Consider the following 15,474-nt stretch of genomic DNA (forward strand, 5'->3'; position numbering starts at 1 on the left):
AGAAGGGAAGTTCCTATGAGCAACTGGCTTAAGCTCGAGGGCGATGTCTGCGCCGTGACTGGCGCGCTCGGCGGTATGGGCGTCGAGATTTGCCGCGAGTTCGCCCGCAACGGCGCCAACGTCGTCCTGCTCGATCTGGACGAGGAAAAGGTCAAGGCCGCTGCCGCCGACCTCGCCGCCGAGTTTGGCATCCACGCCGAGGGCTACAAGATGAACGCTACCGACGAGGCCGAGGTTCAGGCCGCCGTCGACGCCACGATCCGCGACTTCGGCCGCATCGACGTTCTCGTCAACACCGCCGGCATCCTGCGCTTCGCCGCCATGGAAGACCTGCCGCTGAGCGACTGGGAGCAGGTGCTCAACGTCAACCTCACCGGTTACTTCATCACCTCGCAGCGCTTTGGTCGCGAGATGATCAAGGCCGGCCAGGGCCGCCTGGTGCACATCTCGACCGTTGCCAGCCACTCCCCCGAGACGTTCTCGGGCGTGTACAGCTCCACCAAGGCGGGCGTCAACATGATGTCCAAGATGCTGGCTGCCGAGTGGGGCCCCTACGGCGTCCGCTCCAACTGCGTCGAGCCTTGCTTCGTTAAGACCCCGATGTCGGCCAACTTCTACGCCGACCCCGAGGTCGAAAAGAGCCGCAGCCGTCTGATCGCCACGCGCCGCATCGGCGAGGTCAGCGATATCGCCAACGCCGTCATGTTCCTGGCGTCCAAGCGCTCGGACTTTACCACCGGCGACGCCATCAAAGTCGACGGTGGCTTCTCCAATATGATGGGCGACCTCACCGCCAAGCCCGGCGGCCGTCGCGCCTATGCCGACAACTACCTCAAGAACAAGGGTGTCGAGCTTTGGTCCGATGAGTCCGGCGTCGCCAAGCCGACTGACCAGTAAACCAACCTAACAGGGAGGCCCGCGGATACGCCCGCTCCTCCCCCGTATCGATCAGAAAGAGTCCAATGGCTTCCACCAACTCCAACAAGGGTCGCGCCGTCGTGCTTTCCGCCGCGTGCGTCACCATGTTCTTCATCAGCTCAATCGCGCTGTACTCCGTCGTGAGCAAGAACCTGCTCGCCGTCTACCCCGAGTGGTCCAGCGCCCTTACCTGGGCGTTCCCGGTCTTTCAGACCATCATGGCCGTGACGGGCATCTTCGCCGGCCGCATCTCCGATAAGATCGGCCCGCGCAACGTCGTGATCGCCGCCGCTGTGTGCTACGGCCTGGGCTGGTTTATGTCCGGCACCGTCACCGAGCCGTGGCAGTTCTACCTGTGGTTCTCGCTCGTCGCCGCCATCGGCAACGGCCTGGGCTACAACCCGGCACTCACCACCGGTCAAAAGTGGTTCATCGACAAAAAGGGCCTTGCCTCCGGCATCACCCTGGCCGCTTCGACCGCCGGCCCCGCCGTGCTCTCCCCGGTGCTCGCCTCGTTGCTCATCCCGAGCCTGGGCATCTTTGGCGCCCTTAAGGCGCTCGGCGTCATCTTCTTTGTGACGATTGCTGCCTCCGCCCTGTTCCTGAAGGCCCCCGAGGCCGGTTGGCTGCCCGAGGGCTTCGAGGCCCCCAAGGGCGGCGCGCACGCCGGCACCTTCGGCGACCTCACCCCGGGCGAGATGGTCAAGACCCCGCGCTTCTGGGTCCTCATCGTCACTTTCGCCTTTGCCGCCACCGCGGGCACCCTGCTCGTGGGCAAGGTTGCCTCCATCGCCGCCGTCCAGCTCTTCGCCGACCCCACGAGCGCCGCGGCCGTCGCCCTCGGCGGTGTGGTGGTCTCCGTCAACACCTGCGCCAACCTGGTCGGCCGCCTGTCCTTTGGCCAGATCATCGACAAGCTCGGCGCCTATAAGTCGCTGCTCATCAGCCTTGTCGTCACCATCGTCGCCCTCGTCATCATGTCGATGAGCTTTACGCAGAGCATGTTCTTTGTGGCGCTCGCCCTGCTCGGCTTTAGCTTTGGCGCTCTGCTCGTCATCTACCCGCCGCTCACCGGTGGCGCCTTTGGCACCAGCAACATCGGCGTCAACTACGGCATCATGTTTTTGGGCTACGCCGCTTCCACCTGGATCAGCCAGCCCATCACCGCCGTGCTGTATCACGCCGAGGCCGGCAGCGCCGCCTACCAGCAGTCCTTCTACGGCGCTATTGTGATCGCCGCCATCGCCGTCGTGCTCACCGTCTACATGATGGTCTCCGACAGCAAGAAGAAGTCCGCCTAGTTTTACCGATGCGACGAAGGGACAGCCCCTTTGTCGCATTCCACCGGTCACCGGTATTAAGGAGTCGAAATGTCTGAGCTCAACCCCGTCCGCATTGCCGTTATCGGCGCCGGCGCCATGGGCCGCAACCACATCCGCTTTGTCACCGAGGAGCCCGAGGCCGAGCTCGTCGCCATCGCCGACGCCTTTGAGGGCGCCCGCGCCACGGCCGAGGCCGCCGGCGTGCCGTTTTACACCGATCCCGCCCAGATGATGGACGAGATCAAGCCCGAGGCCGTCATTATCGCTACCCCCAACGACCTGCACCTAGGCGTTGCTCGCGAGGCTGTGAAGCGCAACATCGTGCCGCTGGTCGAAAAGCCGATCTCCAACGATCTCGAGGATGCCCAGGCCTTCGCCGCCGAGGCCGAAACCGCCGGCGTGCCCGTGCTCGTGGGTCAGCACCGTCGCCACAACCCCTTCGTCAACAAGGCCAAGGAGATCATCGAGTCCGGCGAGCTGGGCAAGCTCACCGTGTCGAGCTTCCACTACATGATCTATAAGAATGACGAGTATTTCGATGTCGAGTGGCGCCGCAAGAAGGGCGCCGGCCCGATCCTAGTCAACCTGGTGCACGACGTCGACCTGCTCCGCTACCTGCTGGGCGAGCCCGTTGCCGTCCAAGGTATGCAGTCCAGCGCCGCCCGCGGTTTTGAGACCGAGGACTCCGCCGTGGTCAACGTCCGTTTTGCCGATGGCGCGCTCGCGAGCATGACCATCTCCGACGCCACTGCCAGCCCTTGGAACTGGGAGGCAACCGCTCGCGAGGATCCGCAGTACCGCCCCTTCGACGCCGACGCCTACTTTATCGGCGGCACTAAGGGCGCCCTGTCGCTGCCCCGCCTGCACCAGTTCTCCTACGACGGCGCCTCCAACTGGCACAAGCCGCTGCAGATGGAGATTCCGGCCGTCGACCCGGCACTGCCGCACAAGATGCAGCTCAAGCACTTTGTGAAGGTTGTCCGCCGCGAGGTCGAGCCCGTCGTGACCCCCGCCGACAACGTTAAGACGCTCACGCTTCTCAACGCTATCAAGGAGGCCGCCGAGACCGGCCAGCTCGTCGAGCTGTAATGCCTTAAGAGCGACCGCGGCAGAAACCCCATGCCGAACCCTTCGGTCCGTCACCAACAAGCCCCTCTTCTTTGCCCCGCGAGCAGCCTCCTGCCCGCGGGGCATTTTGCTACCTTCCCGACGATTTTTCTGGGGCGGGGGCTATTTTGCACCTCGGCTTGATTCGTTCGCCACGAAATGGGCCTATCTACTACGTTTAACCGACCGCCCTCAACCATGCCGAATTTCCTAAAATCAAAAGCGCAGGTAGACGGCTTGCGCATTCTCGGAAAACCGGGGGATGGTCGACCCATACGGTTCAAACGTAGTAGATAGGTCGTTTTCGTGGCGCGGGCCCAAAACAGTCTTTTGAAACGGGTGGTATCCTTGGTAGCCCTGTGCTGCAAACGCACCTTAAACGCAAGGAGTCCCATGGATCTTATCGCCCAGCTCGCCCACGAGCTCAACCTTAAGGCCGCCAACATCGAGGCAGCCGTCAAGCTCATCGACGAGGGCAACACCATCCCCTTTATCTCGCGCTACCGCAAGGAAGCCACAGGCGGAATGGACGACGTCGCCCTGCGCGCACTCGACGAGCGCCTGTCCTACCTGCGCAATCTTGAACAGCGCAAAGAGGACGTCATTCTGCTCATCGACGCCCAGGGCAAACTTACGCCCGAGCTCGAACAGCAAATTCGCGAGGCCACGCAGCTCCAGCGTGTCGAGGACCTCTACAAGCCCTACCGCAAAAAGCGCATGACCCGCGCACAGAAGGCCCGCGAGGCAGGCCTGGAGCCGCTTGCCAACATGGTCATCATGCAGGCCTCGGCCAAGGGCAGCGCGCTCGACGCCGCCGCGGCATACGTCAACGAGGAAGCCGGCTTCGACACGCCCGAGAAGGCGCTCGCCGGCGCGGCGGACATCGTGGCCGAGACGGTGGCCGAGGACCCCGAGAACGTCGCCGACCTGCGTGCCTTTACGCAAAACACCGCAAACATCGTCGTCGAGGCCACCGACCCCACCGAGAAGACCCCCTACGAGCCGTACTACAGCTATGATGAGCCGCTGCGCCGTATACCCAACCACCGCGTGCTGGCTATCGACCGCGGTGAGCGCGAGGGCAAGCTCCGCGTGCGCGTGAACGTCGACGGCGCCGCCGCCACGGCACGCCTCGGCAGCCGTTGGCCCCGACGCCAGGGCGTCTTCGCGCCCGTCTTTGACGCCGCCATCGCCGACGGCTACAAGCGCCTCATGGCCCCCTCGCTGGAGCGCGAGGCCCGCGCCAAACTCACCGTCCGCGCGCAGACCGAGGCCATCAATGTCTTTGCCAAGAATCTCGAGGGCCTGCTCTCGGCACGCCCCGTGCGCGGCGCCCGCGTGCTCGCGCTCGATCCGGGCTACCGCACCGGCTGCAAGGTCGCCGTCATGGACGAGACCGGCAAGCTGCTCGACCACGGCGTGGTCTACCCCACCAAACCGCGCCACGACGTCGCCGGCACCAAGCGCGAGCTCGCCCGCCTCGTCAAGAAGGACGGCGTCAACACCATCGTCATCGGCAATGGCACCGCCAGCCGCGAGACCGAGGAAGTCGTCTCGGAGTTCATCGCCGAGCAGGCGCCTGAGCTGCGATACACCATCGTCAACGAGGCCGGCGCGTCGGTGTACTCCGCCTCCGAGCTCGCCAGCCAGGAGTATCCCGATCTGGACGTCACCGTGCGTGGCGCCATGAGCCTGGGCCGCCGCCTGCAGGACCCGCTGGCAGAGCTCGTCAAGATCCCGCCCCAGTCTATCGGCGTGGGCCAGTACCAGCACGACCTTGACCAGGCCGAGCTCTCGCGCACTCTGGGCCACGTGGTGGAGGACGTCGTCAACCGCGTGGGCGTCGACGTGAATACCGCGAGCGCAAGCCTGCTGGGATACGTATCGGGCATCACGCCGAGCGTGGCCAAAAACATCGTGGCCTACCGCGAGGAAAACGGCGCCTTTACCGATCGCCGCCAGCTTAAGAAGGTCCCCAAGCTGGGACCCAAGGCATATCTCAACGCCGCGGGTTTCCTGCGCATTAGCGGCGGTAAGAACCCGCTCGACGCGACGAGCGTCCACCCCGAAAGCTACGAGGTGGCCACGGCCGTCCTAGAACGCGCCGGCGTTAAAACAAGCGAGCTCAGCCGCGGCGGCGTGCCCGACATCGAGCGCCGCCTGGGCAGCATCTCGGCGCTGGCAAGCGACCTGAACTGCGGCACCCTCACGCTCATCGACATCGTCAACGAGCTCAAGAAGCCCGGCCGCGACCCGCGCGACGACGCACCCGAGGTGGTCTTTAGCCGCTCAGCGCTTTCCATCGACGACCTGGAACCCGGCATGGAGCTCAAGGGCACGGTGCGCAACGTCGTCGACTTTGGCGCCTTCGTCGACGTGGGCGTGCACCAGGACGGCCTCGTGCACATCTCCAAACTGGCCAACCGCTTTGTCAAGCACCCCAGCGACGTGGTGCGCGTCGGCGACACGGTCAAGGTGTGGGTCGAAAAGGTCGATCGCGACCGCAAGAAGATCTCGCTCACCATGGTACAGGGCAAGTAACAGCAAAGGACGAACCACCGCTGTCCATCGTCGAACTTGCAAGTTTTTCTCACCCAATGGGAAAACTTGCAGATACCGCAACAAAAATGGTGCCGCCCCATCAAAGAGGCAGCACCAGCTAAGTCTTATTCAGCTCAGAACCTACCGGCAAGCTCGTGTCGGCAGCCCCGGCCTTTCCTTTGCCTAGCGCGACCCCCGCGAAGCGCGTGAGCGATAGGGAAAGGAAAGCCGGGGCGAGCAGCCCGCGGCGTAGTCAGTGTTCGCGCTACGGCAGGATATGGAAACCGAGCGCCGCGATATCCTTGGCAAAACCGCGCACGGTATCGAGCGAGACCTCGTACGGGTCGCGACCAATGTTCTTGCGCTTGGCCAGGATGCTGTTGGGCACCGTAATGATCTGGCAACCGCAGGCCTCGGCCTGGTAAATGTTGATGAGCTCGCGCGTGGACGCCCACAGGACCTCACAGTTGGGCTTGGCGGCGGCCTTCTTGACCGACTCCGTCATAAACGGAATGGGGTCGACGCCGGTATCGGCGATACGGCCGGCAAAGAGCGAGATGATGGACGGCGTCTCGGCGTCAACGGCTTCGACTATCTCATCGACCTGCGTAGGCGTAAAGATGGTAGTGACGTTGACCTTGATGCCGTCGGCGGAAAGCTTGCGGACCAGCTCGGCGGTGGACTCGCCCTTGGTGGTCACGCACGGAATTTTGACGTAGACGTTCTCGGCCCAGGTAGCGATCTCGCGGGCCTCGACCTCCATGGTCTCGACGTCGTCGGCAAAGACCTCAAACGAGACGGACACATCGGTGATGTGGGTCAGGACCTCCTTGGCAAACGCGCGGTAATCCGTCACGCCGCCCTTCTTCATAAGGGACGGGTTGGTCGTGAAACCCTGAACGTTGCCGTTCTCGTACATGTCGAGCATGCCCTCGAGGTTTGCACCGTCAGCGAACACCTTGATTGCCATCTGCCTGATTCCTTTCGTTAGCATACGGCCAATAAACTGCTAAACACTTTACCTACGTTTATCAAGGCGTGAGCTGCAGTTTTTTATCTTCTCGGCGAACGGTATAAACACCTCAGTGTTTGGATTGATAAATCGATTGAGCATGCAAAAGCAAAGAGTCGCAGTTTGGGCAAACGTCAGAACGCGGGATTCATTAGATGAGGCCGAAATGCTGCATCGCTGTGACGGTGCCGTCGTGTGCGACATCGTCGGTCACGTAGTCGGCGACCGCCTTGACCTCGGGCATGGCGTTGCCCATGGCCACGGCCGTCTCGACCGCAGCGAGCATGCCCAGGTCGTTACCCGAATCGCCGAAGCCAAAGGTGCGTGCGTTGCCGGTGCGACCCAGGTATTCCAGCGCTCGCGCCACGCCCACGCCCTTGTCGATGCCCTTGGGGCTCAGCTCGCGATTCTGACCACCGGTGTTGCACAGCTCAAACTCGCGATCGATAAAGCCATCATCGTTGGCTACGCGAGCCAGGTCGCTCGCGACGATGCCTACCTTGCCCACGCGCAGACGGCCGTCGACGCGCATTTCCTCGGTGCTGTGCACCACAGAAGTGCCGATCAGAGACGACTGCTCAACACCCGCGGGTTCCAGGGCAAAAGTAGCCACGTTGGTCTCGAAAAAGGCTTCAATCCCTGCCGCGGCCATACGGCGTGCAAGCTCCTCAACAATGTCTTCGTCAAAGCAGTCCTCATACACCACGCGGCCCTCAACCTCGAGCGTGGCGCCCGCCATGGCAACGACGCCCGCGGGGTCGAGCGCACGCAAGCTATCGGCGATGAGCCACAGGGGGCGACCCGTGCAGATAAACGCCTTGTGTCCCGCGTCGCGCAGACGATGAAACGCCTCGACGACCGCCTGCGAGGGGCGAACCGCCGAAAAGTCCTTGTCGGTCATGTTGTCGGGATCGAACGACGTCAGCGTGCCGTCCACGTCAAAAAAGAGCACAGCGGGTTCGGGACACGCATCAATCATATGGGTTCCTTTCGAGGATAAGGGCAAACGAAGCATCCATCATATAATGGAGCGACGCAACCAGAGAGGTCACCCATGGAATTTTACGCAAGCTGCCCCGAAGGCTTTGAGTCCGCACTCGCCGATGAGCTTAAACGCCTCGGGCTTTCGCATGTTCGCCGGCTGAAGGGCCGCGCCACGTTTGAGGGCGAGCTCGAAGAAGGCTACCGCGCCTGTCTGTGGTCGCGCCTAGCGAGCCGCGTGTTTGCGGTGCTCGGGCGCTTTGAGGCGCAGGATGCCGATGAGCTGTACGATAGCGTTTACGACATCGCCTGGGAGAACATCGTCCGCCCCGGCGCCACCATTGCCATCACCGCCCGCGGCGTGACCGAGCAGCTGCGCAACACGCGCTTCTCGGCCCTGCGCGCCAAGGACGCGCTGTGCGACCGTCTGGCCGAGACCACGGGCCGTCGCGCCGATGTCGACGCTGCCGATCCCGACGTTCACCTGTTGCTTTCGCTGCGCCAGCGCCGCGCGAGCATCAGCCTGGACCTTTCGGGCGACCCGCTGTTCAAGCGCCTGCCGCCCGCGGCGACCCGTGCCGGCGAGGGTGCGCACGTGTTGCGCCCCGACTACGCCGCCCTGGTGCTGGCGCAGGTCGGCTGGACCGCACTATGCGAGCGCGAGCTGACGGCCGACGATTACGAAAACGAAGCCCTTCCCACGCTGATCGATGCCTCGTGCGCCGGCGGCGGTCTGCTGCTGGAGGCCGTGAACATTCTGACCGACCGCGCCCCGGGCGCCGCACGCGAGCGCTGGGGCTTTGAGGGCTGGCAGCTGCACGACGCTGTCCTGTGGGAGCAGCTGCTTGCCGAGGCGCGCGAGCGCGAGGCGGCAGCGCGCGAGCGCCAGGCGCGCATCGTGGCCGTAGACATCGACCCCGCCGCCCGCAAGACTGCCGAGCGCATGGTCAAGTGCGCCGGCTACAAGCGTTTTGTCGACTTTTGTGCCGCCAAGCCCGCCACCGTGCTGGACCATGCGGGCGCCGTCGCCGGTGCCGCCCTGGTCGCGGACACGACCGAGACCCCGCTTTCGCTCATGCACGATGCCATGACGCTCATCGGCGAGCTGCGCCGCGCCCCCGAGCTCGCTTCGGCGCCGGTCGCCGCTCTCACCCGCGACGGCTTGCTGGCCCGCGCGCTCCACGCCGAGCCCGAGCGCTCGATCGCCGTCATGCCCAATAACGAGGAGGCGGCTCTTGAGGTTTGGCCCTCACTCGACCACGCCGCTGCAGCGTTTGAGGCTGCGACCAGCGCGGATGCCGAGGCCGAGGTTGCGGATGCCAACGAAGCCAACGACGAAGCCGCCGCCTCCTCCATGCCCGAACCTGCCGCCACGCTCGACTTGGGCGACGGCAAGCCGCTGCCCGTGCTCATCCCGGAGTCCGAGCAGTTCGCCAACCGCCTGCGCAAGAATGCCCGTCTGCGCCGCAAGTGGGCCAAGCGCGAGGGCGTGAGCTGCTATCGCGTCTACGATGCCGACCTGCCCGACTACTCCGCTGCCATCGACCTGTACGAGGGTTGCCCGCAGACGCCGGGCCGCTGGCTCGTCATCGCCGAATACGCCGCGCCCAAGACCATCGACCCCGCGCTGGCCCAGGCCCGCATGCTCGACATCTTGGCCATCGCGCCGCGCATCCTTGATGTTCCGGCCGAGCATGTGCACGCCAAGGCCCGCATGCGTTCGCGTGGCGGCTCGCAGTACGGCAAGCAGGGCGCCGGCAAGGGCGGATCGGGCGAGCGCGCCAACATCGCGCGCCGGCGTCTGCCGCTCATCGAAGAAGGCGGGCTCACCTTTGCCGTCAACTTTGACGACTACCTGGATGTGGGCATCTTCCTGGATCATCGCGTCACGCGCAACCTGGTGCGCGAGCACGCCAAGCAGGCGCGCCGCTTCCTCAACCTGTTTGCCTACACCGGCACTGCCACCTGCTACGCGGCCGATGGCGGCGTCGAGGAGACCGTGACGGTCGACCTTTCCAACACCTACCTGGACTGGGCCGAGCGCAATATGCGCCAGAACGGCTTTGTTGGTCCGCAGCATCATTTTGTGCGCGACGACGTGCTCGCCTGGATTCGCGACCAGCGCCAGACGCGCAACCGCTGGGACTTGATCTTTGTCGACCCGCCCACGTTCTCGAACTCGTCCAAGATGGGCCGCCGCACCTGGGATGTCCAGCGCGACCATGTTGAGCTTTTGGCCGGCGTATCGCGCCTGCTCGCACAGGGCGGCCACGCCATCTTTAGCTGCAACCTGCGCGGCTTCCGCCCCGAGACACGCAAGCTCGCGCGCGCGGGCGTGGTGCTGGAGGACATTACGGCGCAGACCATCCCCGAGGATTTCGCACGCAACCAGAAGGTGCACCACTGCTATATCGTGCGCCGCCTGCCCATTGAGGACGCCATGGCCGAGGTCGGCTTTAGCGCCGAGGAGATTGCCGAGCGTGTCGAGGAGCTGCGCAACCCCGAGCCCCGCAAGCCTCGCGCGGCAGTACCCGCGCACGCGCAGGCCGGAGACCGAGGGCCGCGCGGCGACGGCAAACCCTCCCCCGCCGGCAAGCCCAAAAAGAAGAAGTTCTACGCCAGCAAACCCAGGGGCAAATAAACAAAGTTGCGGTGGAATATGGACTGTTTGGCCGCCAAATAGGCCATTTCCGTCCGTATTTCACCGCAACTCATATTGGGACGGTGGTTGGCGATCTAGCCTTGGGTGACCAATCGGTAACCGATGCCCACGTGTGTTTGGATATAGCGCGGGTGCGCGGGGTCGGACTCGATCTTCTTGCGCAGCGTGCCCATAAAGACGCGCAGGCTCGCCAGGTCGCTCTTAGTTGCCGTACCCCAAATCTCGTGCAGGATAAACTGGTGCGTTAGTACCTTGTCGGCGTTATGTGCCAGCAGGCACAAGAGCTTGTACTCAATCGGCGTCAGATGCAGCTCCTCGCCATCCATCGTGGCAATGCCGGCATCAAAGTCGATATGCAGCTCACCGGTATCGAACGAGCCCTCGGAGGCAACACCACCCGTCTGCGCATACGAAAGGCGCCTGAGCGTCGTGCGAATGCGCGCGAGCAGTTCCTCGACCGAAAACGGCTTGGTCAGGTAGTCGTCGGCACCGGCATCGAGCGCGCGGATCTTATCCGCGTCCTCGCTGCGCGCCGAGACCACAATGATCGGCATGCCCGACCATGTGCGCACCGACTCCACCACCTTGACGCCGTCCATATCGGGCAGGCCCAGATCGAGCAGCACAATGCTCGGCGCCTGCGATGAGGCGGCGGCGATGGCGGCATGGGCGGTCTCCACAGCCATATGACGCAAGCCGTGCGCCTCGAGCGCGGCAACAATAAGATTGCGAACGGCGGGGTCGTCCTCAACGACCAAGATGAGCGGTTTTACGGCAGAGTTCGGCACAGCGCTACTCCTTATCAAACGAAACGTCGGCGGCGGGAAGTTCAATCGTAAAGACCGAACCGTGCGGGTCCGCCGCGGCAACCTCTATGCTACCGCCATGTGCCAACGCAATGGAACGGCAGAGCGAAAGACCCAAGCCAACGCTGCGGTGGCTGTCGGCCAGACCATGGTTGGCGGTATAGAACGACTCGAAGATCCGTTCGCGATCCTCGGGTGCGATGCCCGGACCATCATCGGCCACCGAGCACGCCACGCGTCCATCGTCGACGCTAATCGAAATCATGATATGCGAGCCCGCGGGCGTATAGGTGATGGCGTTGTTCACCAGATTGACCACCAGCTGCACCATCAGGCGTGCATCGACGTTGACGAGCGCCGGCTCATCGCACGCCACCACCTTAAGGTCGTGCTCGCGCACGGCAGGGTTCACGTGGCGCAGCGCCTCCTCGACGATATCGTCCATGAGCTCGAGCGTGGTCGACAGGCGCATACCGCCACCCTCGAGCTTGGTGATGGCGAGCAGATTCTCGACGGTGGCGTTGAGCCACAGCGCATCCGAGCGAATGGATAGAAGCAGGCCGCGGCGCGTCTGGGCATCGAGCACCGCGGTGCCGGTCGAGCCCTGATCGAGCAGCACGTCGGCATTACCCGAAATACTGGTAAGCGGCGTGCGCAGATCGTGCGAAATGGAGCGCAACAGGTTGGCGCGCAGCTGTTCGTTTTTGGCGAGCACCGCCGCTTCCTCGCGGGCCTCCATGGCGCGGGCGCGGTCGAGCGCCAGCTCGCCTTCGCTCACGATGGCATCGGCAAGCGTCCGCTCCTCATGCGTCAGCACGTCGGGCTCGGCAACGATGGCCAGCACGCCCACCACCGAGGCGGGGTCGCCCGAGCGGACGAAACCGTCGCCCGTGCGAACCGTCAGGTAGATGCCATAAAACGCCGAGCCGCCATAGGTGGCATCGAGCGGCGTTCCCACATAGGCGGACGCCGAGAGCCGCGGCGGCATCTGCGGCGCCAGTTCATGCACCGGCGCGGCATCGCCCACGGCCGTGTATGTCGCGCGCGGCAGCAGGTCATCGCCCTCGGCGTCGGCGCTGTACCACACGACCGGACAGCCCGAAAGACGCGCCAGCTGCGTTGCCATGGCATGGACAATCTGCTGCTCGTCGGCGCAGCGCTGCAGCATGCGGTTGGTCTCGAGCACCATATGCGTGCGACGGTCGCTGGCGGCAGCCTGCGCCAAGGCCCGGCGCAGGGCCAACGCAATCGAGCTCGACACAAGCGAGACCACAAACATGATGAAGAACATGCCGGGATAGACGCGGTCGATAAACGACAGCGAGCAGCGCGGGTCGACAAACAAGAAGTTGTAGAGCGCCACGGCGGCAGCCGAGCTCAGCAAGCAATACAGGCGACTGCAGGTAAAGAATGCGCACAACTGAACGGCGAACACATAGACGATCATGATGCTCGGCGCGAGACCCGGATGGTCGAGCAGCGCGCCCACGATCGTCGCCGCGACCAGCAGCCCCACCGATACGCAGGCGTCATACAGAGGAGTGCGGCGCGTCAGCGTTGTGCGCCGCCACCAAAAGCTATCGGCAATATCGCCGTCCGTACGGACGTCCATCAGCGTCCCGCCCCTCTCTCAAAAACAAAAACCACCACAAAGGGGACAGGCACCTTTGTGGTGGTTTCCCTTGTGGTGGTTCCAAGTGTATAGCCTTTGCAACCGGCGGTCGCTAGACAAACAGCACGTGCGCGAGCAGGGCACACACGCACACCGCTCCAAATACCAGTGCCACGATCGAGATCACGCGGTCGGCCATATCCATGTTGGCACGGTTCGTAAGGAACCGATCTTCGGCGGCGTCGACACGCGCCTCACGCACCATTTCGACCACCGCCTCACGGCCATCGAGCGCCTTTGTATCCATGTTTACCTCCCCGGCCTCATGCTTATCCATCAAAAACCAACTCCGTGTAGCCGCCGACGTCTACGGCCGCTCGTTGGGGGCCAGGCGCTGCATCTTGTTCACGGCCTTGAACTTAGTGAACAGCGGCACGTACTCAAAGCTCACGTTGGAGTTCTCCAGGCCGTACCAGCGTGCAGGGGTGCCGGCGGCGCGGCGGATGATGTACTTGAGCGTGATGGCCGTACGCTCGCTCGGCTCCACATCGCTTTCAGGCGCCAGAAGCTTACGAATCAGGACGAACTTGAACGTACCGATGTTGCCCGGATCCTTGTAGACCGAGTAGTCATGCGTCTGCGCCGGCAGCTCGCCGGTGGCAGCCAGATCCTGAACGACCTGACGCAGATAGGCATTGACGCGCTGGTTAATCTTGTAGCCCAGGTACAGATGCACGCGGAACACGTAGTCGGTGCCGAACGTCTCGACCGAATAGGCAAAGGTGTGCGGTTCGTCCATGGTCTCGACATTCACAAACCACCAGGCGCGGGCGCGCTTGGGATGCTTGTCCAAGATCGAATAGACGATATCGCGGTCGATGTAGTCGGTATGGGTGTCCTTGGTCAGGTACACGACGTTGTCGCTCATGCGCTCGTAACGGTCGTCGTCGCGCAGGCGCTTGAGCTGCGGCAGGTAGCTGCGCAGCGGCAGCAGCGTAAACTGGCGCTGCTCGACCGCCGTGCCGTTGTACCAGCACACCATAATGCCCATGATGAGTGCAGCCATGAGGATGGTGAAATAGCCGCCGTGGAAGAACTTGGTGAGCGAGCTCACGAAGAAGAAGCCTTCGAGCAAAAGGAAGAAGGCCGCGAAGATCCACGGAGCAACCTTGAGCTTGCGCTCCTCGTGCAGGTAGAAGAAGAGCAGCAGCGTGGTGCACATCATAGTCAGCGTAATGGCAAGGCCGTACGCGGCTTCCATATGCGCCGAGTTCTGGAACAGCAGCACCACGATGACGCAGCCTACGAGCATGACGTTGTTGACCATGGGGATGTAGAGCTGGCCCTTGGTCTCGGCAGGGTAGAAGACCTGCATGTGCGGCATGAGGTCCAGACGGCTGGCCTCGGACACCAGCGAGAATGCGCCGGTGATGAGCGCCTGCGAGGCAATGATGGCCGCGACGGTGGAAAGGCCGACGGCAAACGGGCGCAGACCCGGGGCGAGCATCTGGTAGAACGGGTTGAGGTCGGCAATGCCCATGAGCTCGGGGTTGACAGCGTTGTTCATAAGCCAAGCGCCCTGGCCCATATAGGAAAGCAGCAGGCAGCACTTAACGAACGGCCAGGTAGCGTAGATGTTGCCGCGGCCGACGTGGCCCATGTCGGAGTAGAGCGCCTCGGCACCGGTGGTGGCGAGGAAGCAACTGCCCAGAATCATGATGCCCGCGTGGTTGTTGGGGCTCAGCAAAAAGGCGATGCCGCGCACCGGGTTGAGGCACAGCAGCACGGCGGGGTGCTGGAAAACAAAGAACAGACCCGTGCCGCCCAGGAACAGGAACCACAGCGTCATGATGGGGCCAAAGGCGTGACCGATCTTGGCCGTACCGATGCGCTGAACCAAGAAGAGCACGATGATGATGGCGAGCGTAATGGCGACGACGCGGCCCTGGTCATCGCCCAGCACGGCATGGACCGCCGGGATGGTGCGCAGGCCCTCGATGGCCGTGGTAACGGTAACGGCCGGCGTCAGGATGCCGTCGGCGAGCAGCGCGGCGCCACCCAGCATGGCGGGGATGATAAGCCACTTGCCGCAGCGCTTGACCAGGCTGTACAGGGCAAAGATACCGCCCTCGCCATGGTTATCGGCGCGCAGCGAGATGAGCACATACTTGATGGTGGTCAGCAACGTGACCGTCCACACGACAAGGGAGAGCGCGCCGAGCACGAACTCCTCCGTGACGCTTCCGATGCCGCCGTTGCCGGCAACGAGCGCCTTGGTTACATACATGGGGCTGGTGCCGATATCGCCGTACACCACGCCCAGCGTGACGAGCATCGCCGAGATGCTCACAGGAATCGCAGCGTGCGAAGCTGCCTCCTTGGCCTTTTGTTCCATAAGCCGGTTTCCTCCCAACTTTAATGTTCGAAGGAATTATAGGTAATCGGCCCATGTTTGAATGGCACTGTTTTCCCAGCTAGATAAACATTTATACGGCCTTTAAGCCACCTCGGCG

The 15,474-nt window shown here is 63.4% G+C and carries 11 protein-coding genes; 5 read left to right on the top strand and 6 right to left on the bottom strand.

The genetic code is table 11. The annotated features are described in order from the left end of the window. Nucleotides 1–15: 15 nt before the first annotated feature. The 4 genes from KTF55_RS08710 (at nucleotide 16) to KTF55_RS08725 (ending at nucleotide 5,888) form a co-directional block, all read left to right on the top strand. Nucleotides 16–897: an SDR family NAD(P)-dependent oxidoreductase gene (locus KTF55_RS08710; protein ID WP_217108343.1), complete on the top strand. Its 882-nt coding sequence runs from the start codon at nucleotides 16–18 to the stop codon at nucleotides 895–897. A 65-nt stretch (nucleotides 898–962) separates the two neighbouring features. Continuing rightward, the gene (locus tag KTF55_RS08715) at nucleotides 963–2,219 is read left to right on the top strand and encodes an MFS transporter (RefSeq protein WP_117646283.1); all 1,257 of its coding nucleotides are present in this window, start codon (nucleotides 963–965) and stop codon (nucleotides 2,217–2,219) included. Between the two features lie 69 nt (nucleotides 2,220–2,288). After that, on the top strand, nucleotides 2,289–3,329 hold the full coding sequence (locus KTF55_RS08720; protein ID WP_217108344.1) for a Gfo/Idh/MocA family protein: 1,041 nt from the start codon (nucleotides 2,289–2,291) through the stop codon (nucleotides 3,327–3,329). A gap of 411 nt (nucleotides 3,330–3,740) precedes the next feature. Continuing rightward, nucleotides 3,741–5,888 (top strand): Tex family protein, encoded by a 2,148-nt coding sequence (locus KTF55_RS08725; RefSeq protein ID WP_217108345.1) that lies wholly within the window; start codon nucleotides 3,741–3,743, stop codon nucleotides 5,886–5,888. A 265-nt stretch (nucleotides 5,889–6,153) separates the two neighbouring features. On the opposite strand, the gene KTF55_RS08730 is transcribed toward KTF55_RS08725, so the two are convergent. Together KTF55_RS08730 and KTF55_RS08735 are read right to left on the bottom strand one after the other, a co-directional pair. Then, complete coding sequence (locus KTF55_RS08730; protein WP_254179384.1) at nucleotides 6,154–6,858, bottom strand: transaldolase; 705 nt, start codon at nucleotides 6,856–6,858, stop codon at nucleotides 6,154–6,156. Between the two features lie 193 nt (nucleotides 6,859–7,051). Continuing rightward, entirely contained in the window at nucleotides 7,052–7,879 is an 828-nt protein-coding gene (locus KTF55_RS08735; RefSeq protein ID WP_217108347.1) for an HAD-IIB family hydrolase, read from the bottom strand. A gap of 75 nt (nucleotides 7,880–7,954) precedes the next feature. Here KTF55_RS08735 and rlmKL point away from each other — a divergent pair, with 75 nt between their 5' ends. Then, nucleotides 7,955–10,522: a bifunctional 23S rRNA (guanine(2069)-N(7))-methyltransferase RlmK/23S rRNA (guanine(2445)-N(2))-methyltransferase RlmL gene (rlmKL, locus tag KTF55_RS08740; RefSeq protein ID WP_217108348.1), complete on the top strand. Its 2,568-nt coding sequence runs from the start codon at nucleotides 7,955–7,957 to the stop codon at nucleotides 10,520–10,522. A gap of 95 nt (nucleotides 10,523–10,617) precedes the next feature. On the opposite strand, the gene KTF55_RS08745 is transcribed toward rlmKL, so the two are convergent. The 4 genes from KTF55_RS08745 to KTF55_RS08760 all read right to left on the bottom strand — a co-directional run bounded on the left by KTF55_RS08745 (nucleotide 10,618) and on the right by KTF55_RS08760 (nucleotide 15,356). After that, nucleotides 10,618–11,331: a response regulator gene (locus KTF55_RS08745; protein WP_217108349.1), complete on the bottom strand. Its 714-nt coding sequence runs from the start codon at nucleotides 11,329–11,331 to the stop codon at nucleotides 10,618–10,620. A 4-nt stretch (nucleotides 11,332–11,335) separates the two neighbouring features. Further along, nucleotides 11,336–12,961: an ATP-binding protein gene (locus KTF55_RS08750; protein ID WP_217108350.1), complete on the bottom strand. Its 1,626-nt coding sequence runs from the start codon at nucleotides 12,959–12,961 to the stop codon at nucleotides 11,336–11,338. Nucleotides 12,962–13,073: 112 nt separating this feature from the next. After that, a complete protein-coding gene (locus KTF55_RS08755; RefSeq protein WP_195363687.1) occupies nucleotides 13,074–13,268 on the bottom strand; it encodes a hypothetical protein in 195 nt (64 codons plus the stop codon). 60 nt (nucleotides 13,269–13,328) lie between these two features. After that, on the bottom strand, nucleotides 13,329–15,356 hold the full coding sequence (locus KTF55_RS08760; protein WP_217108351.1) for a KUP/HAK/KT family potassium transporter: 2,028 nt from the start codon (nucleotides 15,354–15,356) through the stop codon (nucleotides 13,329–13,331). Nucleotides 15,357–15,474: the final 118 nt, after the last annotated feature.

Source organism: Collinsella sp. MSK.8.10 (assembly GCF_019041915.1).
GTDB lineage: Bacteria > Actinomycetota > Coriobacteriia > Coriobacteriales > Coriobacteriaceae > Collinsella.

Bases quoted from the DNA above. Each gene is read 5' to 3' on its own strand.
- KTF55_RS08710 (WP_217108343.1), top strand. From the start codon at position 16: ATGAGCAACTGGCTTAAGCTCGAGGGCGATGTCTGCGCCGTGACTGGC.
- KTF55_RS08750 (WP_217108350.1), bottom strand. From the start codon at position 12,961: ATGGACGTCCGTACGGACGGCGATATTGCCGATAGCTTTTGGTGGCGG.
- KTF55_RS08755 (WP_195363687.1), bottom strand. From the start codon at position 13,268: ATGGATACAAAGGCGCTCGATGGCCGTGAGGCGGTGGTCGAAATGGTG.
- rlmKL (WP_217108348.1), top strand. From the start codon at position 7,955: ATGGAATTTTACGCAAGCTGCCCCGAAGGCTTTGAGTCCGCACTCGCC.
- KTF55_RS08735 (WP_217108347.1), bottom strand. From the start codon at position 7,879: ATGATTGATGCGTGTCCCGAACCCGCTGTGCTCTTTTTTGACGTGGAC.
- KTF55_RS08730 (WP_254179384.1), bottom strand. From the start codon at position 6,858: ATGGCAATCAAGGTGTTCGCTGACGGTGCAAACCTCGAGGGCATGCTC.
- KTF55_RS08725 (WP_217108345.1), top strand. From the start codon at position 3,741: ATGGATCTTATCGCCCAGCTCGCCCACGAGCTCAACCTTAAGGCCGCC.
- KTF55_RS08760 (WP_217108351.1), bottom strand. From the start codon at position 15,356: ATGGAACAAAAGGCCAAGGAGGCAGCTTCGCACGCTGCGATTCCTGTG.
- KTF55_RS08720 (WP_217108344.1), top strand. From the start codon at position 2,289: ATGTCTGAGCTCAACCCCGTCCGCATTGCCGTTATCGGCGCCGGCGCC.
- KTF55_RS08715 (WP_117646283.1), top strand. From the start codon at position 963: ATGGCTTCCACCAACTCCAACAAGGGTCGCGCCGTCGTGCTTTCCGCC.